The organism is Winogradskyella aurantiaca, from assembly GCF_003362725.1.
GTDB classification, from domain to species: domain Bacteria; phylum Bacteroidota; class Bacteroidia; order Flavobacteriales; family Flavobacteriaceae; genus Winogradskyella_A; species Winogradskyella_A aurantiaca.
This window is the reverse complement of sequence record NZ_QKTV01000001.1, coordinates 831,544-855,601: the sequence shown is the minus strand read 5'-3', so window position 1 is coordinate 855,601 and position 24,058 is coordinate 831,544. Positions and strand designations below refer to the sequence as shown.

The following is a 24,058-nucleotide window of genomic DNA, read 5'->3' as shown; positions in this document are numbered from 1 at the left end:
ATTTTTGTTGAGATTAAAAACAATTTCGCTTGACCACCTTCCAAACCCATCTAGAATTTGCTTTAACACAGGATAAAAAAGATCCATTAAAGGATTTTAGAAACCAATTTTTCATCCCAAAACACAAGGATGGAAGTGATAGTATTTACTTCTGCGGAAATTCTTTAGGCCTGCAACCAAAACACACCTCAAATTACATACAAGAGGAACTCAATGATTGGGCTTCCTTAGGAGTAGAAGGTCATACTCAAGGTGAACACCCCTGGTTACATTACCACGAGTTTTTGACAGAGCCCATGGCCAAAATCGTTGGAGCAAAACCCATTGAGGTAGTTATCATGAACACCTTAACGGCTAATTTGCATTTATTGATGGCTTCATTTTACAAACCTAGTTCTAAACGTTATAAAATTTTAATTGAGGCCGATGCTTTTCCTTCTGACAAATATGCTGTTGAATCACAATTGCGTCACCACGGTTATGATGATAAAGAAGGACTCTTATTATGGCATTCTAGAGAAGGTGAAGAACTAGCAAGATATGAAGATCTAGAGGCTATTTTAAGTGATCAAGGTGAGGAAATAGCACTTGTCATGATTGGCGGTGTAAACTATTACACTGGGCAGTTTTTTGATTTAAAACGAATTACCAAACTAGGTCATGACTATGGTTGTATGGTTGGATTTGATTGCGCCCACGGGGCAGGAAATGTAGACTTGCAATTGCATGCCTCAGGTGCAGATTTTGCTATTTGGTGTTCCTATAAATATTTGAATTCAGGGCCAGGTAGTTTAAGTGGGGTATTTGTTCATGAACGTCATGCTTATAACAAAGAGCTCAACCGTTTTACGGGTTGGTGGAGTCACAACAAACAAACGCGATTTAAAATGCGCGATGAATTTGATTTGATGCCAGGTGCAGAAGGCTGGCAGTTGAGCAATCCACCCATCTTGTCCATGGCTGCCATTAGGTCCTCATTAGATGTGTTTGAAAGTGCAGGCATGACTAACCTTATTGAAAAATCAAAAAAACTTACCGCTTATTTCCAGTACCTGATTGAAGCGTTGGATAATAGCAGTATAAGAATTATAACACCAAAAGATCCTACTGAACGAGGCTGTCAATTGTCCATACAGGTTAAAAATGCAGATCGAAGTTTACATAAGCAATTGATGGACATGGGGGTTATCAGTGACTGGCGAGAACCTGACGTAATACGCTGTGCACCTGTACCTCTCTATAATTCTTTTGAAGATGTCTTTCAAATGGTCGAACGTCTAAAAAAAGCGCTTAACTAAATGGAAAAACAACAAAATATCTTAATTATTGGAGCGGGACTTTGTGGAAGTTTACTTGCTTTAAGACTCGGTCAACGTGGTTACAACGTCACCGTTTATGAAATGCGTCCAGATATGCGTAAAACCAAAATTTCAGCCGGGCGCTCCATTAATTTAGCATTTTCGGACCGAGGGAACAAGGGTATGAAACTTGTTGGTTTGGAAGACAAGGTAAAAACCCTATGTATCCCTATGAATGGACGTATGTTGCATGATAAGGATGGGAATACATTCCTTTCCAATTACAGTGGCAGAGATCATGAATACATTAACTCAGTTTCCAGAGAAGGTCTTAATGCCCTGTTGTTAGATGAGGCGGAACAGCATGATAACGTTAAGCTACACTTTGATATTAAATGCCATTCGGTGGATTTTGAAAAAACAACTGCCCAATTTGAAAACCTCCAATCCAAAAAATTCTTTGTTGAGGATGCTGATGTAATTATTGCAACAGATGGGGCTGGATCAGCCTTGCGTAAGAGCTATTTTTTAGAACGTAAGTTTCTGTTTAGTTTTTCTCAGAATTGGCTAACACATGGTTATAAAGAGCTCACTATTCTACCGGATGACAAAGGGGGTTACAAAACCTATAAGAATGCACTACATATTTGGCCAAGGGGAGATTACATGCTTATCGCATTACCAAATTTAGATGGTAGTTTTACGGTGACCTTATTTCTGGCATACGACGGCGGTAAGTACAATTTTAATAATCTTACGACACCTGAAATTGTTGTTGAATTCTTTAAAGAGGAATTTGCTGATGCTTTGGAGTTGATGCCTAACCTGGTTGACGATTTCTTCGAAAATCCAACTGCACCACTTGGAACGGTTAAATGCTCGCCCTGGTATTACAAGGGTAACACGCTGTTAATGGGAGATTCAGCGCATGCCATAGTTCCTTTTTATGGTCAGGGAATGAATGCTTCTTTTGAAGATGTTGTAGAATTTGATGCCATTTTAGAGCAGTATGAAGGTGACTGGGAAACCATATTCTCTGAATTTGGAAGAATTAGAAAAAAGGATACTGATGCTATTGCAGATCTGGCCATAGATAATTTTCATGAAATGAAAGACCATGTGGCCAACCCCTTATTTCAAGAAAAACGAAAAATTGAAATGGCATTGGAAAGTAACTTCCCCAAGGACTACTCCTCAAAGTACAGTTTGGTTACATTTAATGAGCATATTGGCTATCGTGAAGCCATGCTTAAAGGCAGGGCTCAAGACAAAGCCATATTAAATCTATTAGCAGATAATAAAATCGCAACCATCTCAGAATCTTCAGAGGAGGATCTAAAAGCCATATTAAAACAAGTAAAATCTGAAACCAAAGCTATTTTGGAAGACGATCAAATTGCAAAACTTCATTAGAACCATGAGTGAAAAGAAAGTAACACCTAGAGGAGCATACCCCCATACTAAACGCGTTGGAGATTTTATTTTTGTTTCTGGTACCAGTTCAAGGCGTGCAGATAACAGTATTGCAGGAGTAGATATTATTGATGAGATGGGAACCAAGCGTCTAAATATTGAAGTACAAACACGCGAAGTTTTAAGGAATATTGAAAAAAACTTAGCTCTAGAAGGGGCCAGCCTAAAAGACGTGGTCGATGTGACCTCATTTTTAGTAAATATGAATGACTTCGCCGGTTATAATAAGGCCTATGCCGATTTCTTCGATAAAGAAACAGGACCAGCCAGAACCACAGTAGCGGTTCATCAGTTACCGCATCCAGACCTAGTTGTCGAAATAAAGGTTATGGCTTATAAAAAACAGTAAATTGAAAATTCAAAACTATATCAATGGTGAGTTTATAAATCCACTAAACGATCAGTGGCTGGACAATTACAATCCTGCCAATGGTCAAGTTTATGGATCCATTCCAAATTCGACTAAAGCGGATGTAGAATTGGCCTATAACAGCGCCAAGAATGCATTTAATCAATGGTCCAATACCACACTTGAAGAACGCAGTCGTATACTGATTAAAATTTCGGAATTACTGGAATCTAATTTAGAAAAGCTAGCCAAGGCCGAGAGTAAGGATAATGGAAAGCCTGTTGCCTTGGCAAAATCAGTTGACATTCCAAGAGCAGCCAGTAATTTCAGATTTTTTGCCAATGCCATTACACAATTCGCCAGTGAGAGTCATGACAGTACTGGTCAAAATGCTATTAATTATACCTTAAGACAACCCATTGGGATTGTTGGATGCATATCCCCCTGGAATTTACCACTGTATTTATTTACTTGGAAGATTGCTCCAGCCTTAGCTGCGGGCAATTGCGTTATCGCTAAACCCAGTGAGGTTACACCCGTAACAGCTTTTTTACTTGGTGATATTTGTAACGAAGCAGGATTACCGAAAGGAGTGATGAACATAATACACGGATTGGGGACATCAGCTGGACAGGCCATTGTAGAGCATCCTGATATCAAAGCAATAAGTTTCACAGGTGGAACCTCTACCGGAGCACATATTGCCCGTACGGCAGCACCGATGTTTAAAAAACTATCCCTTGAGCTTGGTGGTAAAAATCCCAATATCATCTTTGGGGATTGCGATTATGAAAACATGCTTGATACCACGGTAAGATCCTCCTTTGCCAACCAAGGGCAAATCTGTTTATGCGGAAGCCGCATTTTAGTGGAGTCTAGTATATATGAGCAATTCAAAGCAGATTTTGTCGCTAAAGTTAAGAACCTTAAAGTTGGAGATCCATCGGATCCCAACACTAATTTAGGTGCCTTGGTATCTAAACCACACCTTGAAAAGGTTTTGGGATATATTGATAAGGCTAAAGATGAAAATGCCACTATTCTCTCAGGAGGAAACCAACTCTCTATTCCAAATTTTGAAGGTGGTTACTATATGGAGCCAACCGTTATAGAAGTATCCTCTAATGACTGTAATATCAATCAGGAAGAAATTTTTGGACCCGTTGTCAGTATCATGCCTTTTGATTCTGAAGAGCAAGCGTTAAGTCTTGCGAACAGTACTAAATATGGCTTATCGGCCACCTTGTGGACTAATAATTTGAAACGGACTTTGCGCATGTCCAAACGGTTAGAAGCTGGTATTGTTTGGGTCAATACCTGGATGATGAGAGACCTTAGAACACCTTTTGGAGGAATGAAAGACAGCGGTGTTGGACGTGAAGGTGGATTTGAAGCGCTGCGTTTTTTTACAGAACCTAAAAACATATGTTTGAAATATTAAATGGATTTACAACTAACTAATACAAATGCTCTTGTTGGTGGCAGTACCCAAGGAATTGGTAAAGCCACAGCCATCGCCTTGGCGAATGAAGGGGTTAACGTAACCTTAATTGCCAGGAACGAGGATGTACTTAAACAAGTTTTATCTGAACTACCTGGACCCGGGCAACACGGCTATATTGTGGCAGACTTTTCCAAACCTGAAGAATTGACTGAAGCACTATCAAACAACCATAAGTTTCACATACTTGTAAATAATACCGGAGGTCCAAAAAGTGGTCTTATTCACGAGGCAGATTTAGACGAATTTCAAAATGCCTTTAATATGCATGTCATTTGTAATCAGATCCTAGTTAAAGCATGTCTGCCGTTTATGAAGTCTGAAAATTATGGGCGCATAATCAATGTCATCTCTACTTCTGTAAAAGAACCAATCCCGAGCCTAGGTGTGAGTAACACAATAAGAAATGCTGTTGCGAATTGGGCCAAAACGCTCGCTGGAGAATTGGGGCAGTTTGGCATTACGGTCAACAATGTATTACCAGGTTTTACGGATACCGCAAGATTGCATCAAATTATAAAAGCAAAGGCAAAACGAGAAGGTACCTCAGACGCAGAAATGGAAGAAATAATGAAAAATTATGTACCCGTTAAACGCTTTGCACAGCCCGAAGAAACAGCCGATGCCATAGTCTTTTTAGCCAGTAAACGTTCGTCTTATTTGAATGGAATTAATCTGCCCGTAGATGGTGGACGAACCAAATCTTTGTAACTTTAGATAAATAATTTAGCTCATGAGTACCATATTTCCACCCATTAATTTTAAAGCTTGGATTGAAGAAAACCGTCATTTGTTAAAACCACCTGTAGGCAACAAAGTGGTTTGGAAAGATGGAGAATTTATTGTGATGGTTGTTGGAGGCCCTAACAGCCGCACAGATTACCATTACAATGAAACACCAGAATTCTTTTATCAATTAGAGGGAGACATTACCTTGAAGATAATTGATAATGGAGAACCCAAGGATATTGAAATTAAAGAAGGAGAAATCTTTGTATTGCCTGCTAAGGTGCCACATTCACCTCGTCGGGGTCCAAATACTGTTGGCCTCGTTGTAGAATACCCAAGACCCGAAGGAGTAAAAGACAAATTACAATGGTATTCTGATAAGGATGGAAGTTTGGTTTATGAAGAAGAATTTACCCTAGCTAATATTGAAACAGATTTACCTGAAATTTTTGATCGATATAACAATACCATCAAAAAGTAGTTCCGTCCAAAATAAGGATCTCTAAACGCCCTATGAAACAACGTAAATTAAGAATAAACGGACATTCACACCTTCTTCCCTACCCTGAAGAGATTCCTCAATTCATGAAGGATAAGGGTATTTTTTGGGTTGATAAAGACCGTAAATATATGCTTCAGAAGGATTGGAATAGGCCTATTACAGATTCAAGTTTCTTCTTAAATGAAAAACTAGCATGGATGGATCATTTTAAGATTGATCATGCAGTTGTCCTTAATTTATCGCAGCTTTACGGTAATGGTTTACGTTTGGAGGAGATGAAGCAAGCCCTCCGATTTCAGAATGATTTTAATGCACGTATTCAGCATGAACACCCAAGTAAGTTTACTTGTGGATTTGTTGTACATCCTGGATTTGTTAGAGGAGCCTGCTGGGAGATTGAGCGTTGCGTTGAAGTACTAGGAATGCAATTACTTTGCCTGCCCACCCACTACATGGATACTATTGGCACATGGCGTTGTATTTTTGATGAAGAAAATGAACCTATTTTTGAGCTGGCCAACAAGTACAATTTAGCCATCGAAATCCACCCTTATGATGGTGAAAAATTTATAAAACTGGAAAATACTTCCTGGCGTTTTCATTTGATATGGATGTTGGCTCAATGCGCTGATGCCTATCATTTCTTGACCCTCAACGGCTATTATAATAAATATCCGAATATGCGTGTCTGTTTCGCTCATGGAGGACAGTTAGCCCAGATTAATTTAGGTCGACGCATTCAAGGCTTTGATGGCAGACCAGATTTATTTGAGGGTATGGAACACCCTAGAAAAGCCGTCGCGCACGAGAATATTTTCTTTGATACCCTGGTCCACGATACAGGATCTCTGGAACTATTGATCAAAAATCAAACATCTAAACAGGTCATCATGGGGCTTGATGATCCGTACCCCCTTGGTGAAATGGAGAGTGACAAGCAATCTTCCTATCCTGGAAAAATACTAGACCTTGCCATAGAACGAGATATTATAACACGAGAAGAAAGTGAGGACATTTGGCAAGATAATATTCTTCAATGGTTGTGTGGAGACGATCAAAAAGCCAAGGATAAACTAATTAATAGAATTACCTCTTAGTGTGATTATCTCAGAATCTTTAAATGATTATCTAGAGGCACATTCTTCCGCCCCTTCCCAATTGCTTGATGAGTTAGAACGTGAGACTTATCAAAAAGTATTACAGCCCATTATGTTATCTGGTGCTTATCAAGGGAAATTTTTAAGTATTCTATCCAAACTTGTTAACCCTAAGAGTATTCTGGAAATTGGTACTTATACAGGCTATTCCACACTATGCCTTTTAGAGGGTCTTTCAGAAAACGGCATTATACATACTATTGATATAAATGAAGAGCTTTATGGCATTCAACGTAAATACTTTGATAAATCTGGAAGAGGTCATCAAATAGTTCAGCATATTGGGAATGCCCTTGATATCATCCCAGAACTTAACTCCACCTTTGATCTTATATTTATCGATGCTGATAAACCCAATTACCCTAACTACCTCAACTTAATAATTGGAATGCTCAATAAAGGTGGTATTATACTCTCTGACAATGTACTTTGGCATGGAAAGGTTCTCGATCCAGATAAACATACAGACGAATCCACTAAGGCATTGACAAAATTCAATAGAATGATAAAAGAACATCCAGAAATGGAATCAGTAATGTTGCCAGTAAGAGACGGCATAACACTTAGCAGAAAGATTTAAGATTACATTTTTCTCCGGATGGATCCTGTAAGATCATCGATCTCATCCTTGACTTTGTTAATTTCCTGATTGATATCTTGAGTAACTTTTGTATCAATCACGCCCTGATCCTTAGCACTTTTTGTTACTTCATGCTTTATATCATTGGTAGCATCCTTTAGAGTTCGCATGCCCTTACCTAATCCACGCGCAATTTCAGGGATTTTATCAGCACCAAAAAACATCACTACTATAAATAGAATGAAGATGATTTCGGACCCACCAATAAATAAAAACATTGTTCCTGCTAACATGCTGCAAAGATAGCTTGACTTTTCTTAAATAAAAATGCCGACTTAAATAAGTCGGCATTTTTTATATTGAATAAGTGAATTAGTTCTTCACTTGATTTTTAAATTGCTCAAATTCACTTTGCTTGATTTCTCTTGGCCATGAGTTATTAGAGGTATCAACATCCGCAGTTTCTAAATCTGGATCAACTTGAATTGACACAATCTCTTTTTCACTTGCAATTGCTCTACTTACCTCAGTGTCGTTTAGTCTCCATATCTGTGCTGGGAATGTTTCTCTTTTTGTAGTTCCATCTGCATAAGTATACTCAACAATCAATGGCATTACTAGACCTCCTGGCTTATCGTAAGTCACCTGATAGAAATACTTAGGAGACTTTATCTCACCTTGTTGTTCCTCCGAAAAATTGTCCATGATAAACTCCTTCACGGTTGGTAATTCTGCCATATCGCCAGCGCTTGCCTCTTCATAACCTTCGGTACCTTCTTCAACAAAATACACTAGACTGTTTGGATCTATATTATAACGTTCAGCAATTTGCTTTCCTTGTTCTGTTGGATTAGTTGTAACGGCAAATTTCTTTACCTCTTTCACACCAATATCCGTATAATCCGTGCTGTAGAACCATCCTCTCCAGAACCAATCAAGATCCATGGCTGAAGCGTCTTCCATAGTACGGAAGAAATCCTCAGGAGTTGGGTGCTTAAACTTCCAACGATTTGCATATTCTTTAAAAGCATAATCAAACAACTCTCTCCCCATAACCGTCTCTCTTAGGATGTTTAATGCCGTTCCTGGTTTGCCATAAGCGTTATTACCAAACTGGTAGGTATTAAGTCCCTTAGACATGATTGGAGCTATGTAATCTTGATCACCACCCATGTAACGTACAATATTAGCTGCTGGTCCTCTTCGTGATGGATACGCTTTCATATCAGCAGAAAGGGCCTCTGGATGCCACTCACCAAAATCTTGCTCTGCAACGTATTGGCAGAAGGTATCTAGTCCTTCGTCCATCCAAGTCCACTGACGTTCGTCACTATTCACAATCATTGGAAACCAGTTGTGACCAACCTCGTGGATAATTACACTGATCATTCCAAACTTTGTACGTTCTGTATAGTTTCCATTTTTATCCGGTCTTCCAAAATTGTAAGAGATCATTGGATATTCCATACCCATTGGTGCATGAGCAGAAATGGCCTTATGGTAAGGGTAGTCAAATGTCATTCTTGAATACGACTTTAATGTAGATGCTACCGCTCTTGTGGACCATTCACCCCATAATGGGTTACCCTCTTTTGAATACAGGGATACCGCCATAACATCTTTGGTATCAAGTTTCACAGCCATCATATCCCATAAGAATTTTCTAGACGTAGCAAAACCAAAGTCTCTTACCATTTGAGCTGACAGTTTCCAAGTCTTCTTGTCCTTGCTTTTTGATTTTTCTGCGCGCTCTGCTTCTTCTTGTGTAACAATTACAACAGGCTTATCATAAGACTTTTTGGCCTGCTTGTAACGCTTCATCATTTCTTTAGTAAAGACCTCTTCCCTATTAGTCAAATATCCTGTACCGTCCAGAATATGATCTGCAGGAACTGTAATATTTACATCGAAATTTCCAAAGGGTAATGCAAACTCATCACGCCCCCAGAATTGAGAATTTTGCCATCCCTCTACATCATTGTAGACCGCCATTCTTGGATAGAATTGAGATACCACATAGATTCGGTTATCGTTTTCTGGGAAATACTCATAACCAGAGCGACCACCTTCTTTAACATGATCATTGATGTTATACCACCATTTGATAGAAAACGAAAATTTATCTCCTGTTTTCATCGTTTGAGGTAATTCTACACGCATCATAGTCCTATTGATCATGTGCGATAGGTCATTTCCTTTTGTATCCTTAACATGCATGATATTGAACCCTCGTTCTAATGGTTCTCTTAAGTAGCCGTTAGCAGCTCTTGACACTGTTGTTGCAGGTCCAAAACCACTTCCATTAATTAATGGGGATTTTGAATCTGGGGCTCTCATGTTCTGGTCTAACTGCACCCATAAATATTTTAATTCATCTGGCGAGTTATTGGTATAGGTAATAACTTCTTCACCATTAAGTCTTGCTAAATCGTCATCGATTTCGATGTCCATTTTGTAATCAGCTTGTTGCTGATAATAAGCAGGCCCAGGTGCACCTGATCCAGTTCTAAACATGTTAGGAGTTGCGAACTCATCATACAACTGCTTGAACTTATTGTTATTAGTATGACCTGGTTTGCGTTCTTTTTGTTCTTGCTCTTGTGCATTAACACTTACAGCAGAAACTAAAAAGACTGCTAGAAAAAGTTTGAAAATTTTCATGATTGGAATTTCGAATTTTTTTAAAATGATGCCTAAAATAGAAAAATAAGTCAAGTAGACTCGGGAATTAATTAAAGTTTAACACTGCCTCTATATTGGCTTTGTTGAGAATAAAACTCTTATTCTTAGAATTAATTTTTGTTCTTACAATATTCTCTTGTTCTTGATACAAATCACATAATATTTCATTAGAAATTCTCATGTTCTTAATGGTAGCAATATCTTCAATTTCCAGATAGCAGTAAACGATATCATCTTCGTACTTTTTCCCAATAAAAACAAAGTTGTGTTCATTACCATTAATCAGAAATCTCAGTTTATCCTTCAAATAGCGCTGCATGTAGCTTTCAACCATTTCTAATTCATCTTCTATAGCTAAAACAATATTGTCATCATATCGTTTTTGTAATAAGGCTTCAAAATCATCAATAAATATTTGTGTTATGATTTGAACCGAATTTTGGGATGGTACATGTTCAACTCTAGTTACACTCACATAATACTCATGCTTAGAGGATACTGCGGTGAATAAAACAAACCCAATTACAATTAAAATTAATCTTGAAATCTTAGTCATTCTTTTTCTTTTCTTCAATTTCTCTAACTTCTTTGACTCCTTCTCTTAGTGCCGCATTCTCTTTAAATATTATGAGTTTCTCGTTAAAAAAATCAATCATACTTATAGGGTCACCTAAATCGCAAAGTCGAGAAAAGCCCTCGCTTTCCGAGCAAAAGTAAAAATATTCAACTTTCAAGTCTTCGTCTAAGGATTGTTTTTCAAACAAGAGCGCCTCATAATTGTCTCGAAATCGCAGAAGGCAAACAGCATCCTTCTCAATACGAATATTACTCTTTAGACGTTTGGTCCGGCCCGAAATCCAGTTTAAAATTGGATTGAGTGGCACAATACCACCTCCAGTAGTGGCCTCATTGAGTCGCCGCTCTTGTTGAGTTTTAGGCTTTCCGGTGTAGCCAGGAATCCCTAAATCATAAAAGTTGATTTCTTTCTCAACTTTAAAATTCTCAAGATCAGATGTTAAGCTCCCAGTTAAAATCTTACCTACTACAACTTCATCCAACTCATTAATTTTCTCCTTAAGCTTTACTATCAGCACATTTTGATTGAGTATTCTGTTATCAATTAATACTTCCTTTTGCTCATATCTTAAGCTTGAAAACGTCAGCGTATCTCCTAACCGGGCAAGGATAGAAAAACTACCATCTGTATCTGTAATGGTAAATTTTAGTGCTGTTTTGTTTAGGACATGTATCCCATCTACATCTTCATTACCAATTACAACCCCAGAAATAGTGCGTTCTTGCCCAAGCAAGGACCAAGAAATACAAATAAAAAAAATGGAAATTAAAGTCTTAATCTTCAATTAAACTAGGGTCTAAGAAAAGTACACTTTCTTGATAAAGGAGTTCTAATAATTCTAATTCGCGCTCTTCTTGCCATAATTCAGCACGGACTCCTTTTTCCTCAACGTAAACCAAAAACTCTCCTGAGCGAGCCCTTGGAACTTTAAAGTAAGTTTCCAAAAACTCTGCATCATATCTGGTTTCAAGAGTACCAGTTGGAATTTCTGCCAAGCTTTTATCAAGCTTTTTCTTCTTAAAAGGCTTAATCATTAAGCCAACAAGGTTAATAAGATTCAAGCCATTTTCCATTGAAGGCAATTGATCTCTAACGGCAGCATTGTCTACTTTTGTAGCGTCGTCAGCGGCAAGACGGTACTTTTCTGTATCCTGAACTCCAGTATAAATAGAGTCCATATCTACGTTATAAGTTCTTACTGAATTTAAATCCGCATTTAAACTCCCGGATAAATCGTAAGGTAAAATAACTACCTCATCGAGCTTGTTCACATCTTCAACCAGCATTGCCGTCATCTTTTTAGAATCCATTATTCTTTGACTGACTATAATAGAAAAGTCCTTAAACTGAAGGGCACTAAATTCTAGCACATCATTAATTCTAGCCTCAATTGTAAATCTACCGTTTTCATCTGTAACAGTCCCCTGTTTTGAGCTAGTATTAAATACAGTAATACCTTCAAGTTCATTGGATTTAACATAAACGCGACCACTGATCTCCTGCCGTTCATCCTGTGCAGTAAGCACAATACTGATAAAAAAGAAGCAATAAGTAATAAGACGGATTTTCATAGCAGACTTCATGATGTTGTGAATTTCGGAACATCTAATCTTTTACACATAGTTACAGGAGGTAAATTTTTGTTAAACTCTCCAATACTTTAAATTTACAAAAATTTAGATTTGAAACAGCTTATTGTTGCCAGCACCTCGACACTTCATGGGGAATCTTATTTGGAATATTTGCTTCCAGAACTTGAAAATCTATTCCTTAACACCAATGAAATTCTTTTCATTCCCTATGCCAGACCAGGAGGCATATCACATGATAGTTATACCCAGATAGCTCAGTCAGCATTTACCAAAATAAATAAAACGGTTACCGGCATTCATAGCATCGAAGACCCTATTTCAGCAATTAAGACCGCCAAGGGGATCTTTACCGGTGGCGGTAATACCTTTGTTTTAGTGAAGCAATTACATCAACTTGATTTGATGGCTCACCTTAAACATACCATTGAGGAGGGCATTCCATATTTGGGCACTAGTGCTGGTAGTAATATTTGTGGTCTCAATATGAAGACCACCAATGATATGCCAATAGTTTATCCCCCTAGTTTTAAGACCTTAGGAATTTTGCCATTCAACATAAATCCGCATTATTTAGATCCAGACCCATCTAGTATTCACATGGGTGAAACCCGAGAAAAACGAATACAGGAATTTCACAGTCAAAATGATATTTCTGTTATCGGCTTACGCGAAGGAAGTTGGATTAAGGTCTCTGAAGATGACTTAATTTTAAAAGGCCATCACAGTGCACGGGTGTTTAAAGCGAATCAACCTTCCTACGAAGTTCCCACAGGCACCAATTTTAAAATGGAGAATTAGAGTTTACTTAAAAAATGGTAGCCTAAAATTTCAAAGCCCTGGTTGTAATAAAATTTATGGGAGGCATAGTTGTTTACATAGGTATTTAATTCCAAACTTTTAAAACCCTTAGACTTTACATAGTCTTTAATCCAATAGACAAATTGTTCGCCTAGTCCCTGCCCTCGATACTCTGGCAGTATATAAACATGATCCATTTCAACAGATTTACCAATATAATGTCGCGTACAGAACCATAAACCTGTAACCCCAACTATAGTTTTATTGGTCCAAACTACTGCACACTCATAATTTTGATTTATCATTTCTGAAAACCGCTGCTCAAGAATTTCTACCCCTATCTTTCCCTCGTTTAATTCATAAACTAAGGGTATAACTTTATTAATGTGCTTAGGATCTAATATTTGAAAGTCAAACATTTTATTATTTTAAGTTAAAATTTACAATAAAAAAAGCGCCCAATCTTATGGACGCTTTTTTTCTAACTAACTAACTCAAATAATTACCTTATTTAGGAAATATATGTGAAAAATCAAAACACTAACGAATGTCTGATTTCTATACAAATAGACGCCAAAACTTTGAATTTGTTACAATCAAAATCTATTCATAACATAAGTTTAACTGTTTGTAAACAAATCTGTTAATACATTACTAAAGAATTAGCCTCTTTAAGGGCTCGTTTAGTAATTCTTTTTTAATCTCAAATAATGCAATCTTAAACGCTGATGTTATATTTTTGAATAAAAGTTGTAGATAATGAACAAAAAAGTAATCTTAATGATACTGGATGGCTGGGGTAAATCACCCGATCCAGAGGTCTCAGCCATAGATCATGCCAATACCCAATTCATTGACAGTCTCTATACAAAATATCCAAGTGCCAGTCTGCGAACAGATGGCTTAAACGTGGGATTACCAGAAGGGCAAATGGGAAATAGTGAAGTAGGTCATATGAATCTTGGTGCAGGACGTATTGTCTATCAGGATTTAGTAAAAATAAATTTAGCTGTCAAGGACAGATCAATAGGTACCATGCCTGAATTAAAAAATGCATTTGACTATGCCAAGGCTAATAACAAAAAGGTACATTTTCTCGGTCTGGTCAGTGATGGAGGAGTGCATTCTCATATCAATCACTTATTTGGACTATTGGATGCTGCTAAAGAACAGCAAGTAGACGATGTCTTTGTTCATGCTTTTACTGATGGCAGGGATGTAGACCCTAAATCAGGGTATGGCTTCATATCAGAGCTACAAGATAAATTATCGGAGACTGGTGGTCATTTAGCTACCGTTACTGGACGTTATTATGCCATGGATCGTGATAAACGTTGGGAGCGTGTTAAACTTGCCTATGATGCTATTGTAAATGGGCAGGGCACGGTTTCAAAAGATGTTTTAAAATCCATTCAGGATAGTTACGAAAATGATGTTACTGATGAATTTATTAAACCAATAGTGATTCATGGCAGTGATGATCAGCCACAAGCAACAGTTGATGAAGGGGATGTAATTATATTTTTCAATTTTAGAACAGACCGTGGACGCCAGCTAACACAAGTCTTGTCTCAAAATGACTTTCATGAACAGAATATGCATAAATTGAAGTTGTATTATGTGACCATGACTAATTATGATGACAATTTTGAAGGTATTGAAGTCATCTTTAAAAAGGATAACTTAACTGAAACCCTTGGTGAAGTATTAGAGAAAAATAATAAAAGACAAATTAGAATAGCAGAGACCGAAAAATACCCACATGTTACATTTTTCTTTTCAGGAGGAAGAGAAACCGAATTTGAAGGTGAAACACGTATTCTTAGAAACTCTCCAAAAGTAGCTACATACGATCTAAAACCAGAAATGAGTGCCTATGAGCTAAGAGATGCGTTGGTTCCGGAATTGGAAAATGAATCAGCTGATTTTGTATGTCTAAATTTTGCCAATGGTGATATGGTTGGTCATACAGGGGTAATGGAAGCGGCCATTAAAGCATGTGAAGCTGTTGATGCCTGTGTTCGCGACGTTGTTACTGCCGCTTTGGAACATAATTACACAACGTTGTTAATCGCTGATCACGGTAACTGTGAAACTATGGTAAACCCTGATGGATCACCTCACACCGCCCACACCACTAACCCTGTCCCTATTATTTTAATCGACAAGGATTTAAAACAAATAAATGATGGTATTCTTGGGGACCTGGCCCCAACCATTTTGGATTTGATGGGAATTCCTAAGCCTGATATTATGACGCAGCATTCTTTAATTTCTGAAGCCTAAACTGCTATATTTGTTTTTTTAAGCTCCTTTTATGCAGTTTCAAAACCGATTAATAATAGCTGTAGATTTTGATGGCACCATTGTAGAAGATGCTTATCCTGATATTGGTAAGCCTAAATTATTTGCATTTGAAACTCTAAAACGGTTTAGAGAAGATGGTCATCGTCTGATCCTATGGACCTATAGAAACGGGCAACGGTTGGATGAGGCTGTAAAATTTTGTGAACAAAATGGCATCGTTTTCTATGCCGTTAACTGCAGTTACCCAGAGGAACAATTTGATGAATCTAAATCACGAAAGATCAACGCTGATCTGTTTATCGATGACCGAAATATTGGAGGTATTCTTGGATGGGGCGAAATCTATCAAATTGTTACCAACGAGGTTCCAGAGCATCGTAAACTTAAGCCCAGAAAAGGATTTCTGGGTTGGTTTAAATAACTTACATTAATTTGAAATATTCTCGATCTATTTGTTCTCTATGATCTGGGTGGGCTATATTGACTAAAGCTTTCACGCGTTCTTTAATGGTCTTTCCATACAAGTTAGCAATACCATATTCTGTTACCACATAATGGATGTGTGCTCTAGTTGTTACTACACCTGCACCAGTTTTTAAAGAAGGAACAATACGACTTACCCCTTTTCTTGTTGCTGAGGGTAATGCAATTATAGCCTTACCACCTTCACTTAAGGAGGCCCCACGAATAAAATCCATTTGACCACCTACCCCTGAATACATTCTACTTCCAAAAGAATCGGCACACACCTGTCCTGTGACATCAACCTCAATCGCAGAGTTAATGGCCACCATTCTCGGGTTTTGTTTTATTACACTAACATCGTTTACATAATCCGATGATCGCAGTTCTACAAAAGGATTATTGTCCACGTAATCATAAAGTCGCTTAGACCCCATTAAAAAAGTTGCCAATGCTCTACCAGGGTCAATTCCCTTGTAGTTACCATTAATCACGTCTTTTAGAATTAGGTCTATAACACCATCCGAGAACATCTCGGTATGTAGACCGAGGTCTTTATGGTTATGTAATCTCGACAAAACAGCATCAGGAATATTACCAATACCCATCTGAAGAGTACTTCTATCCTCAATAAGTCCGGCAACAAAATCGCCAATTTTAGTTTCAATTTCATTGGGCACAATAGGAGCATGAGAAGGAATTGGCTCATCACATTCAACAAAGGCATCTACTTCAGTAACGTGAATAATTCCGTCACCAAAAGTTCTTGGCATCTGTTTGTTAACCTGAGCAATCACATAACTTGCATTCTCAATTGCTGCAAGCGTCGCTTCAACCGAAACACCAAGAGAGCAATACCCATGCTTATCAGGGACAGATACATGTATAAGAGCAACTTGAATATCTACAATATTGCGTTTAAACAACAACGGTAATTCACTCAAAAACACGGGAGTATAAGATCCGTTGCCAGCCTTTAGGGTATGCCTTACATTTCTGCCGATAAAGAATGAATTTACATGAAAACTCTTGGCATACTTAGGGTCTGCATAAGGAGCCTCACCTTCAGTATGCAATTGGCATATTTCAACATTTTCCAACTCTTCATGTCTTTCGACTAGGGCTTTTATCAATACCTGTGGGGCGGCTGCCGCAGCCTGCAAGTATACTTTATCATTTGATTTTACCACTTTGAGCGCTTCTGCTGCACTTACTGTTTTAAACATGATTTTCCTATTTGAATAGAAGCAAAATTACGGTCAATTTTAGAGGAAAAAACTGCCTAATGTCATGTTTTGAGGAATTAATTCAAGTCCTTTTAATTATCTATCTTTGGGCACATTTTTAAGGTAATTCTTATGATTATTCCTAAGTCGTTAGAGGAGATTGAATTAATGCGAAAAAGTGCTCTGGTTGTTTCTAAAACCCTGGGGATGTTAGCCAAGGAGGTTAAACCAGGTATAACCACCAATAAACTAGACGCTTTAGCAGAAGAATTTATTAGGTCACAAGGTGCCTTGCCGGGCTTTAAAGGACTCTACGACTGTCCTTCTACCCTACTGTGCAGTGTCAATGAGGCGGTGGTCCATGGTTTACCAACAGATAGGCCGCTTGAAGAAGGTGATATTGTTTCTATTGATTGTGGTGCCCTTATGAATGAATTTTATGGGGATCATGCCTATACCTTCGAAATTGGCGAAGTCGACCCGGCAACCAAAGAACTTATTCAGGTTACCAAAGAATCACTCTATATTGGCATTCGTCAATTTAAATCTGGTAACAGGGTTGGTGACGTTGGTTACGCCATTCAAAATTACTGTGAGTCCAATGGTTATGGGGTGGTGAGAGAACTAGTTGGTCATGGTTTAGGAAGAAAGATGCATGAAGATCCTGAAATGCCTAATTATGGCAGACGCGGTCGTGGAAAAAAATTCATTGAAGGGATGGTTGTAGCTATTGAACCCATGATCAATCTTGGCACTCATAAAGTAAAGCAACTTAAAGATGGTTGGACCATTGTTACTCAAGACGCAAAACCAAGCGTGCATTTTGAACATGATGTAGCACTCATTAATGGAAAACCAGAATTGCTTTCGACTTTCGCTTATGTACATGAAGCCTTAGGAATTACTTCTGATGAAGAAGATGAGTTTAGAGCTTTACCCTTGAGCTTATGAGTTTAAAAAAAACTATAGAGACCATACCTCAAATCGAAGTCATTGACGGTTATAAAGCCAGATTTGTTCATTCAGAAACCATGACTATGGTATTTTGGGAAGTTGAAAGTGGCGCTAGTATTCCAATTCATTCACACCCTCATGAGCAATTATCTCAAATCACCGAAGGGGAATTTGAAATGTACATTGTAGGCGAAACCCTAATTTTAAAACCAGGATCTGTTCTGATTATTCCACCTCATATTGAGCATGGCGGGAAAGCTCTAAGCCCTTGTAAAATTACAGACACATTCAATCCTGTAAGAGACGATTATAAAGCCCTATCAGAATCTTGATTAAGTTTTTCCTTAAGTACATTCCAAGACCCATTCTAATACGGCTAAGTTATATAGCCATGCCGGTTTATGCTCAGCTGCTGAAGGGAAGCAGGTATACAGATCCCATTGACGGAAAATCGTTCAAGAAATTTCTCAGTTATGGTTACGGCACAACTAGGCCCAACGTACTGTCACCCTCTACATTATCCCTTGAAAGGCATAGATTGCTTTGGTTATACCTAAAGAATAAGACCTCTTTCTTTAAGGATTCCCTAAAAGTGTTGCACTTTGCCCCTGAACAAGCGTTTTATAAACGATTTAGAGACCTAAAAAACATCAATTATACCACTACTGACCTTAACTCACCATTAGCAGACGTAAAGGCTGACATCTGTGATCTACCATTTGAGGATAACAGCTATGATGTGATTTTATGCAATCATGTTCTTGAACACATTCCAGACGATACTAAGGCCATGTCTGAATTATTGCGCATCTTAAAGCCTGGTGGTTGGGGTATACTCCAAATCCCTCAGGATCTTTCTAGAGCTACTACTTTTGAAGATGACAGCATCACAGATAAAGAAGAGCGCTCTAAAGTTTTTGGACAATATGACCATGTTCGTGTCTATGGACGCGATTATTTTGATAAACTACGTTCTATTGGATTTGAAGTGGAAGCTATTGATTACACAGCTGAATTACCCCCCGAACAAGTAGATAGCTACCGATTGGCGCAAGGAGAACTCATTCCCCTAGTAAAAAAACCCTAATCTTCTGGGAAGCCATTCAAAGCAATGGTTGATAAGGTGTCGTCCCCATCATACACTATAAAATAGACTTTTAATTCAGGGTGAAAACCTAAGAATTCCTTTGTTCTTTCGACTCCCATGGCTTGAAAAGCAGTGGCATATCCATCTGCAAGCATACAATCTGGAGCGATTACTGATACACTTAATACATTGGTCTTTGTTGGATAACCAGTTTCCGTATCGATAATATGTGCATAACGATTTCCGTCTTCATCAATCTTAAACTTTCTATAGACCCCTGAAGTGGCCATTCCACTATTTGAAATTGAAATGACTTTTGAATAGGATTGCGAACCATCAAAGTTAGGATCGTCCACCCCAATTAACCATGAATTTCCACTTTGTATATTTGAGCCTCCAATACTCATATCTCCACCAATATCCACCAGATAATTGACAATGCCTTTAGACTTTAAATACTCAGCAACCACATCAATTGCATAGCCTTTAGCGATGGCGTTAAAGTCCAAATAAACACTGTCTGGTCTGATAAATCGTTCTTCAAGCATTAATACTTTATCAAAGCCAACAAAGTTCATTAATCCTGAAATGGTACTACTATCTGTTAGAAACTTGTTTTCATCCGGACCAAAATTCCAGGCATTAACTACATTTCCTATGGTCGGGTCAAAAACACCTTTAGTCTCTTTATAGATTTTCTTAGAAGCCTTAAAAACCTTCTTAAAATGCTCGTCTACTTCAACCGGCTCGTTTCGATTAAACTTGGATATATCGGAATCTGGCCAATATGTAGACAAGGATCCATTAATTATATTGAATATGCTATCAATGGCCTCATCATATCTTTTATCATTCTCTTCATAGTAAGTAACATTGAAATAGGTACCAAAAATAGGACCACTGTATTTAATGTTTTCTGGTTCCTTTTCACAAGAAACCAAAGCTAATAATGCCAAAACGACTACTAAATATTGTCTAGCCATACTAATTTAAGTTCATTTCAATTACCTGAATTCCATTGTATTCAATGAGGTATTCTTCGTTTAAATAAATGGGCAACTCTTCCCCATTTGGGTTTCCTAGTCCAACACCTGCATAAAGCACCTTAGCATCCTTATCAAAGGCGTGTTTTTTAAATGTCTCCATCCAAACCACATCATAGTTATTTGGGTTTTCTGGTAACATAACAGCCCTCACAATCACAAAAAAGTATTGGTTATTCTTATCAATACAAACAAACTGAGGGTGTTTTTTTAACTTGCTGTTGACAGCAATAAACTCGAACCCTCGGGATTCCAAATCCTTGCCCACGTGATTCATTGCCAAATTATGCAGTTCTTGTTTGGAAAGTGCTTTACTCATCTCCCACAAAGTTAATAGCTAAGTCTTGTTTTTTGAAACAACATTCAAATTAAAATATTATAAAATATAATTACATTTAGTCTCAATGAAGGCATACCCATTTACAAAGCGCATAGGTCTCATTTTAGGACCTCTTCTTTTTATCATCTTACAAGCTTCTCAACTAGAATTAATCTCTAACTCAGCAGACACCGTTATTGCCGTAGCAGTTTGGATGTTAATTTGGTGGATATCTGAGGCTGTATCCATTTCAGTGACCGCATTACTTCCTCTGGTTTTATTTCCGCTATTTAAAGTAATGTCAATGGCCGAAGTTGGTGCTAATTATGGTAGCCCAATAGTTTTTTTATTCTTTGGAGGCTTTGTATTGGCTCTAGCCCTTGAAAAGGTGAATCTGCACAAACGCATTGCCCTAACCATTATCAACTGGACGGGAAATTCTCCAAACAAAGTTATTCTAGGCTTTATGCTAGCAACGGCTCTTATGAGTATGTGGATAAGTAATACAGCTTCAACTGTAGTAATGCTACCAATAGCCTTATCAGTCATACAATTATTAATTGATGATGAGGATGGATTTACAAAGGCCGATAAAAACTTTGCTTTGAGCATTATGCTTGGAATTGCCTTTTCTGCCAATGCAGGGGGCATTGCCACAGTAATTGGCACACCTCCAAACTCCGTATTAGTCGGATTGCTCGAAAATGAATATCAGATTGAGATTTCCTTTCTAAGATGGATGTTATTTGGTCTGCCACTGTCCACCGTCTTAGTTTTTCTAATCTATGTAGTACTTGTAAAATGGTTATTCCCTTGTAACCAAATTCAGTTCAACGCATCCAAGGATGTTATTTCGAATGAACTAAAGAAATTAGGGAAACTGACCAAAAAAGAAAAGCACGTACTCAGAGTATTTGCATTAATTGTAACCCTTTGGATTTTTAGAACTCTTATTAACTCTCTTCTTCCTGGATTAGGATTATCAGATACTATGATTAGTGTTTTTGGCGCTATTATACTATTTGGTGTCCCCCATAATTATAAGAAAGGTGACTTTATATTGGAATGGAACGACACTCAAAAACTTGCCTGGGGTATTCTCATATTATTTGGTGGAGGCTTAGCCCTTGCCAAGGGAATGTCGGCAACAGGTATAGTAGATCTTGTAGCCAACGAAATTGCCGCAAATAATTTTGGGGTATTACTAACTGCAAGCCTATTAATAGTTTTAATGCTATTCATGACGGAGCTTATGAGTAATGTGGCCCTCACTGCTGTTCTTGCACCCGTTGTTGCAGGTATAGCGATTGGTCTGGACATTCCTATTCTTTATTTATTAATTCCGGTTACGGTTGCCAGTAGTTGTGCATTTATGCTGCCAATGGCAACACCACCCAATGCCATAGTATTCGCTAGTGGCTATGTGGAAGTTAAACAGATGGCACGGGCAGGGATTGTTTTAAATTTAATCTCCGTTGGATTGCTGATTTTAGCTTTTCAATTTATCATACCTTTGATTTTTTAACGAATTAATTATGAGAGTATTAGCTCATATTTTGTAATTTCATAATTGAAAAAGAAAAATATGAGGACTATAAAACGGTTTGAAACTGCCATTGAAAAGCTCTACATCGCCTTTCACAACAAGCATTTAAATCCTGAAGATTGCACCCAGTGTGCCGTTGGAAATATTCTTGATAGGCGCGATTTCTGGAAACATCTTTCCGACGATCATGGCTCTTTAGCTCTCAATTACGTGGGTAAATTTCACGAGTTTCGAAGAAAGACATTCAACGGCTACCTTCCATCTGAATTACTGAAGATTGAGTATGCCTTTTTAACGGGCTGTGGTTATGAGTTACCCTATAGGTACGATCATTCCAAACCCAAAAACCCAACAGACTCGGACGTTTTATTTAATGGTCTTTGTGCAGTGGTAGAAACCCTTTGCGAATTAGATGGTCTTGAAAATATAATGGATCATCAAAAGCTATTTGATATTAATACGGTTTCCCTAAAGGAAGCGTCCTTAATATAACAACCTATAAAAAGAAAAAAGCCGATGCTAAATAAACATCGGCTTTTTTGATTTATATAAGATTTGTTTATCCTCCAAAATCATCGAATCTAATGTGCTCATCAGGGATTCCAAAATCTTCACCCATCTTTTGCACAGCTTGATTCATAAGTGGTGGTCCACAGAAGTACAATTCAATATCTTCTGGGGCATCGTGGTCGTTTAAATAATTATCAATAACACAATTATGAATAAACCCAACGAATCCATCACCAGCCTCATCATTAATATCCGATTTAACCTTCCAGTTATCTTCTTCTAAAGGCTCTGATAAGGCCATGTAGAACTTAAAGTTAGGAAAGTCTTTCTCTAAGGCTCTAAAGTGCTCTATATAGAACAACTCTCGTTTAGATCTACCACCATACCAATAGGTAACCTTACGACCGGTCTTTAGGGTCTTAAATAAGTGGTATAAGTGAGAACGCATTGGTGCCATACCAGCTCCACCACCAACATATAACATTTCGCTTTCAGACTCATTAATAAAGAATTCACCATAAGGACCTGAAATAGTTACCTTATCACCAGGTTTTTGAGCAAAGATGTAAGAGGAGGCAATACCTGGATTAACATCCATCCATTTGTTCTTAGCGCGATCCCATGGTGGAGTAGCAATACGCACATTAAGCATGATCTCACGTCCTTCAGCAGGATAAGAGGCCATAGAATAGGCACGTTCTACCGTTTCACCATTTTTCATGGTCAATGGCCACAATCCAAATTTATCCCACTCGGCTTGAAACTTATCAGGGGTTTCATGCTCTTCAGGGTGAGCCGTAATGTCAATATCAGCGTATTTGATCTCACACGGTGGAATTTCAATTTGAATATATCCACCTGCTTTATAATTCATTTCCTCAGGAATTTCAACCACGAATTCTTTGATAAAAGAGGCAACGTTGAAGTTTCTAACAACGGTAGCTTCCCATTTCTTAATTCCAAAGACTTCTTCTGGAATGGTAATTTCCATGTCCTGTTTTACCTTTACCTGACAAGCTAGTCTGGCTCCGTGTTGCAATTCTTTTCTTGAAAAGTGAGGGGTCTCAGTTGGAAGAGCTTCACCTCCACCAGCTAAAACATGACATTCACATTGAATACAAGTTCCACCTCCACCACAAGCAGATGGCAAAAAGATCTTGTTTCCTCCTAATGTAGATAACAATGTATCACCTGAGGCCACTTCAATTTCTCTCTCCCCGTTAATTTTAATCTTAACCGGTCCTGAAGGAGATAACTTTTGCTTGACAAATAGTAATAAGGTTACTAGTAAAAGTGTCAATACTAAAAACGCTGCAACCGTTGCTACAATGGTTCCAACTGTATTTGCGACAAGTAATATCATTTG

At 38.0% G+C, this 24,058-nt stretch carries 26 protein-coding genes; 16 read left to right on the top strand and 10 right to left on the bottom strand.

Going from position 1 to position 24,058, the window contains the following annotated elements; all coding sequences use genetic code 11:
- Positions 1 to 29 precede the first annotated feature (29 nt).
- Genes kynU through DN064_RS03880 form a run of 8 tightly spaced genes read left to right on the top strand, consistent with a single transcriptional unit; the run spans position 30 to position 7,589 of the window.
- Positions 30 to 1,298: a kynureninase gene (gene kynU / locus DN064_RS03915; RefSeq protein ID WP_115461287.1), complete on the top strand. Its 1,269-nt coding sequence runs from the start codon at positions 30 to 32 to the stop codon at positions 1,296 to 1,298.
- Positions 1,299 to 2,711: an FAD-dependent oxidoreductase gene (locus DN064_RS03910; protein WP_115461286.1), complete on the top strand. Its 1,413-nt coding sequence runs from the start codon at positions 1,299 to 1,301 to the stop codon at positions 2,709 to 2,711. It begins immediately after the preceding gene.
- A 4-nt stretch (positions 2,712 to 2,715) separates the two neighbouring features.
- A complete protein-coding gene (locus DN064_RS03905) occupies positions 2,716 to 3,120 on the top strand; it encodes a RidA family protein (RefSeq protein ID WP_115461380.1) in 405 nt (134 codons plus the stop codon).
- 1 nt (position 3,121) lies between these two features.
- On the top strand, positions 3,122 to 4,561 hold the full coding sequence (locus DN064_RS03900; RefSeq protein WP_115461285.1) for an aldehyde dehydrogenase: 1,440 nt from the start codon (positions 3,122 to 3,124) through the stop codon (positions 4,559 to 4,561).
- The gene (locus DN064_RS03895) at positions 4,562 to 5,332 is read left to right on the top strand and encodes an SDR family oxidoreductase (protein ID WP_115461284.1); all 771 of its coding nucleotides are present in this window, start codon (positions 4,562 to 4,564) and stop codon (positions 5,330 to 5,332) included.
- 22 nt (positions 5,333 to 5,354) lie between these two features.
- Complete coding sequence (locus DN064_RS03890; protein WP_115461283.1) at positions 5,355 to 5,831, top strand: 3-hydroxyanthranilate 3,4-dioxygenase; 477 nt, start codon at positions 5,355 to 5,357, stop codon at positions 5,829 to 5,831.
- A 32-nt stretch (positions 5,832 to 5,863) separates the two neighbouring features.
- Entirely contained in the window at positions 5,864 to 6,949 is a 1,086-nt protein-coding gene (locus tag DN064_RS03885) for an amidohydrolase family protein (RefSeq protein WP_115461282.1), read from the top strand.
- 1 nt (position 6,950) lies between these two features.
- Entirely contained in the window at positions 6,951 to 7,589 is a 639-nt protein-coding gene (locus tag DN064_RS03880; RefSeq protein ID WP_115461281.1) for an O-methyltransferase, read from the top strand.
- Between the two features lie 2 nt (positions 7,590 to 7,591).
- On the opposite strand, the gene DN064_RS03875 is transcribed toward DN064_RS03880, so the two are convergent.
- The 5 genes from DN064_RS03875 to DN064_RS03855 all read right to left on the bottom strand — a co-directional run bounded on the left by DN064_RS03875 (position 7,592) and on the right by DN064_RS03855 (position 12,431).
- A complete protein-coding gene (locus tag DN064_RS03875) occupies positions 7,592 to 7,882 on the bottom strand; it encodes a Sec-independent protein translocase subunit TatA/TatB (RefSeq protein ID WP_115461280.1) in 291 nt (96 codons plus the stop codon).
- Between the two features lie 79 nt (positions 7,883 to 7,961).
- A complete protein-coding gene (locus tag DN064_RS03870) occupies positions 7,962 to 10,250 on the bottom strand; it encodes a M1 family aminopeptidase (protein WP_115461379.1) in 2,289 nt (762 codons plus the stop codon).
- 67 nt (positions 10,251 to 10,317) lie between these two features.
- Complete coding sequence (locus DN064_RS03865) at positions 10,318 to 10,827, bottom strand: DUF6702 family protein (RefSeq protein WP_115461279.1); 510 nt, start codon at positions 10,825 to 10,827, stop codon at positions 10,318 to 10,320.
- Positions 10,820 to 11,632, bottom strand: coding sequence for a carboxypeptidase-like regulatory domain-containing protein (locus DN064_RS03860; RefSeq protein ID WP_115461278.1), 813 nt, complete (start codon positions 11,630 to 11,632; stop codon positions 10,820 to 10,822). Before DN064_RS03860 ends, DN064_RS03865 begins: the two co-directional genes overlap by 8 nt.
- Positions 11,622 to 12,431 carry a carboxypeptidase-like regulatory domain-containing protein gene (locus DN064_RS03855; protein WP_115461277.1) on the bottom strand — a complete coding sequence of 270 codons (810 nt, stop codon included), beginning with the start codon at positions 12,429 to 12,431 and terminating at the stop codon, positions 11,622 to 11,624. The genes DN064_RS03860 and DN064_RS03855 overlap by 11 nt, the downstream gene beginning before the upstream one ends.
- A gap of 99 nt (positions 12,432 to 12,530) precedes the next feature.
- On the opposite strand from DN064_RS03855, the gene pepE reads away from it, so the two are divergent.
- Entirely contained in the window at positions 12,531 to 13,238 is a 708-nt protein-coding gene (gene pepE, locus DN064_RS03850) for a dipeptidase PepE (RefSeq protein ID WP_115461276.1), read from the top strand.
- Here pepE and DN064_RS03845 read toward each other — a convergent pair.
- Positions 13,235 to 13,657 carry a GNAT family N-acetyltransferase gene (locus tag DN064_RS03845; protein WP_115461275.1) on the bottom strand — a complete coding sequence of 141 codons (423 nt, stop codon included), beginning with the start codon at positions 13,655 to 13,657 and terminating at the stop codon, positions 13,235 to 13,237. The two genes, pepE and DN064_RS03845, sit on opposite strands and share 4 nt — an antisense overlap.
- A gap of 340 nt (positions 13,658 to 13,997) precedes the next feature.
- Here DN064_RS03845 and gpmI point away from each other — a divergent pair, with 340 nt between their 5' ends.
- On the top strand, positions 13,998 to 15,524 hold the full coding sequence (gpmI, locus tag DN064_RS03840) for a 2,3-bisphosphoglycerate-independent phosphoglycerate mutase (protein ID WP_115461274.1): 1,527 nt from the start codon (positions 13,998 to 14,000) through the stop codon (positions 15,522 to 15,524).
- A 31-nt stretch (positions 15,525 to 15,555) separates the two neighbouring features.
- Entirely contained in the window at positions 15,556 to 15,966 is a 411-nt protein-coding gene (locus DN064_RS03835; RefSeq protein WP_115461273.1) for a BT0820 family HAD-type phosphatase, read from the top strand.
- Between the two features lies 1 nt (position 15,967).
- Here the strand turns inward: DN064_RS03835 and DN064_RS03830 are convergent, their stop codons facing one another.
- Positions 15,968 to 17,233 carry an acetyl-CoA hydrolase/transferase family protein gene (locus DN064_RS03830; RefSeq protein ID WP_115461272.1) on the bottom strand — a complete coding sequence of 422 codons (1,266 nt, stop codon included), beginning with the start codon at positions 17,231 to 17,233 and terminating at the stop codon, positions 15,968 to 15,970.
- 132 nt (positions 17,234 to 17,365) lie between these two features.
- Between DN064_RS03830 and map the strand changes: the two genes are divergently transcribed.
- Genes map through DN064_RS03815 form a run of 3 tightly spaced genes read left to right on the top strand, consistent with a single transcriptional unit; the run spans position 17,366 to position 19,274 of the window.
- Positions 17,366 to 18,184: a type I methionyl aminopeptidase gene (gene map, locus DN064_RS03825; RefSeq protein ID WP_115461271.1), complete on the top strand. Its 819-nt coding sequence runs from the start codon at positions 17,366 to 17,368 to the stop codon at positions 18,182 to 18,184.
- A complete protein-coding gene (locus DN064_RS03820) occupies positions 18,181 to 18,519 on the top strand; it encodes a cupin domain-containing protein (RefSeq protein ID WP_115461270.1) in 339 nt (112 codons plus the stop codon). Before map ends, DN064_RS03820 begins: the two co-directional genes overlap by 4 nt.
- Complete coding sequence (locus tag DN064_RS03815) at positions 18,507 to 19,274, top strand: class I SAM-dependent methyltransferase (RefSeq protein ID WP_232827373.1); 768 nt, start codon at positions 18,507 to 18,509, stop codon at positions 19,272 to 19,274. The genes DN064_RS03820 and DN064_RS03815 overlap by 13 nt, the downstream gene beginning before the upstream one ends.
- Here the strand turns inward: DN064_RS03815 and DN064_RS03810 are convergent.
- Both DN064_RS03810 and DN064_RS03805 read right to left on the bottom strand, forming a co-directional pair.
- A complete protein-coding gene (locus tag DN064_RS03810) occupies positions 19,271 to 20,257 on the bottom strand; it encodes an FAD:protein FMN transferase (RefSeq protein WP_115461268.1) in 987 nt (328 codons plus the stop codon). The two genes, DN064_RS03815 and DN064_RS03810, sit on opposite strands and share 4 nt — an antisense overlap.
- Before the next feature lies 1 nt (position 20,258).
- Positions 20,259 to 20,636 (bottom strand): Na(+)-translocating NADH-quinone reductase subunit F, encoded by a 378-nt coding sequence (locus DN064_RS03805; protein ID WP_115461267.1) that lies wholly within the window; start codon positions 20,634 to 20,636, stop codon positions 20,259 to 20,261.
- Between the two features lie 85 nt (positions 20,637 to 20,721).
- On the opposite strand from DN064_RS03805, the gene DN064_RS03800 reads away from it, so the two are divergent.
- Both DN064_RS03800 and DN064_RS03795 read left to right on the top strand, forming a co-directional pair.
- Positions 20,722 to 22,161 (top strand): SLC13 family permease, encoded by a 1,440-nt coding sequence (locus DN064_RS03800; RefSeq protein WP_115461266.1) that lies wholly within the window; start codon positions 20,722 to 20,724, stop codon positions 22,159 to 22,161.
- Between the two features lie 60 nt (positions 22,162 to 22,221).
- Positions 22,222 to 22,674, top strand: a complete 453-nt coding sequence (locus DN064_RS03795; protein ID WP_115461265.1) for a Na(+)-translocating NADH-quinone reductase subunit F — start codon at positions 22,222 to 22,224, stop codon at positions 22,672 to 22,674.
- Positions 22,675 to 22,741: 67 nt separating this feature from the next.
- On the opposite strand, the gene nqrF is transcribed toward DN064_RS03795, so the two are convergent.
- Complete coding sequence (gene nqrF / locus DN064_RS03790; protein WP_115461378.1) at positions 22,742 to 24,052, bottom strand: NADH:ubiquinone reductase (Na(+)-transporting) subunit F; 1,311 nt, start codon at positions 24,050 to 24,052, stop codon at positions 22,742 to 22,744.
- Positions 24,053 to 24,058 lie beyond the last annotated feature (6 nt).

What these genes read in the sequence shown, in the direction of transcription:
- DN064_RS03800 (WP_115461266.1), top strand. Translation starts at nt 20,722, where the DNA reads ATGAAGGCATACCCATTTACAAAGCGCATAGGTCTCATTTTAGGACCT.
- DN064_RS03890 (WP_115461283.1), top strand. Translation starts at nt 5,355, where the DNA reads ATGAGTACCATATTTCCACCCATTAATTTTAAAGCTTGGATTGAAGAA.
- DN064_RS03820 (WP_115461270.1), top strand. Translation starts at nt 18,181, where the DNA reads ATGAGTTTAAAAAAAACTATAGAGACCATACCTCAAATCGAAGTCATT.
- map (WP_115461271.1), top strand. Translation starts at nt 17,366, where the DNA reads ATGATTATTCCTAAGTCGTTAGAGGAGATTGAATTAATGCGAAAAAGT.
- DN064_RS03845 (WP_115461275.1), bottom strand. Translation starts at nt 13,657, where the DNA reads ATGTTTGACTTTCAAATATTAGATCCTAAGCACATTAATAAAGTTATA.
- DN064_RS03875 (WP_115461280.1), bottom strand. Translation starts at nt 7,882, where the DNA reads ATGTTAGCAGGAACAATGTTTTTATTTATTGGTGGGTCCGAAATCATC.
- DN064_RS03865 (WP_115461279.1), bottom strand. Translation starts at nt 10,827, where the DNA reads ATGACTAAGATTTCAAGATTAATTTTAATTGTAATTGGGTTTGTTTTA.
- DN064_RS03905 (WP_115461380.1), top strand. Translation starts at nt 2,716, where the DNA reads ATGAGTGAAAAGAAAGTAACACCTAGAGGAGCATACCCCCATACTAAA.
- DN064_RS03895 (WP_115461284.1), top strand. Translation starts at nt 4,562, where the DNA reads ATGGATTTACAACTAACTAATACAAATGCTCTTGTTGGTGGCAGTACC.
- DN064_RS03885 (WP_115461282.1), top strand. Translation starts at nt 5,864, where the DNA reads ATGAAACAACGTAAATTAAGAATAAACGGACATTCACACCTTCTTCCC.
- DN064_RS03835 (WP_115461273.1), top strand. Translation starts at nt 15,556, where the DNA reads ATGCAGTTTCAAAACCGATTAATAATAGCTGTAGATTTTGATGGCACC.
- DN064_RS03795 (WP_115461265.1), top strand. Translation starts at nt 22,222, where the DNA reads ATGAGGACTATAAAACGGTTTGAAACTGCCATTGAAAAGCTCTACATC.
- DN064_RS03805 (WP_115461267.1), bottom strand. Translation starts at nt 20,636, where the DNA reads ATGAGTAAAGCACTTTCCAAACAAGAACTGCATAATTTGGCAATGAAT.
- DN064_RS03810 (WP_115461268.1), bottom strand. Translation starts at nt 20,257, where the DNA reads ATGGCTAGACAATATTTAGTAGTCGTTTTGGCATTATTAGCTTTGGTT.
- DN064_RS03870 (WP_115461379.1), bottom strand. Translation starts at nt 10,250, where the DNA reads ATGAAAATTTTCAAACTTTTTCTAGCAGTCTTTTTAGTTTCTGCTGTA.
- gpmI (WP_115461274.1), top strand. Translation starts at nt 13,998, where the DNA reads ATGAACAAAAAAGTAATCTTAATGATACTGGATGGCTGGGGTAAATCA.
- DN064_RS03830 (WP_115461272.1), bottom strand. Translation starts at nt 17,233, where the DNA reads ATGTTTAAAACAGTAAGTGCAGCAGAAGCGCTCAAAGTGGTAAAATCA.
- DN064_RS03855 (WP_115461277.1), bottom strand. Translation starts at nt 12,431, where the DNA reads ATGAAGTCTGCTATGAAAATCCGTCTTATTACTTATTGCTTCTTTTTT.
- DN064_RS03910 (WP_115461286.1), top strand. Translation starts at nt 1,299, where the DNA reads ATGGAAAAACAACAAAATATCTTAATTATTGGAGCGGGACTTTGTGGA.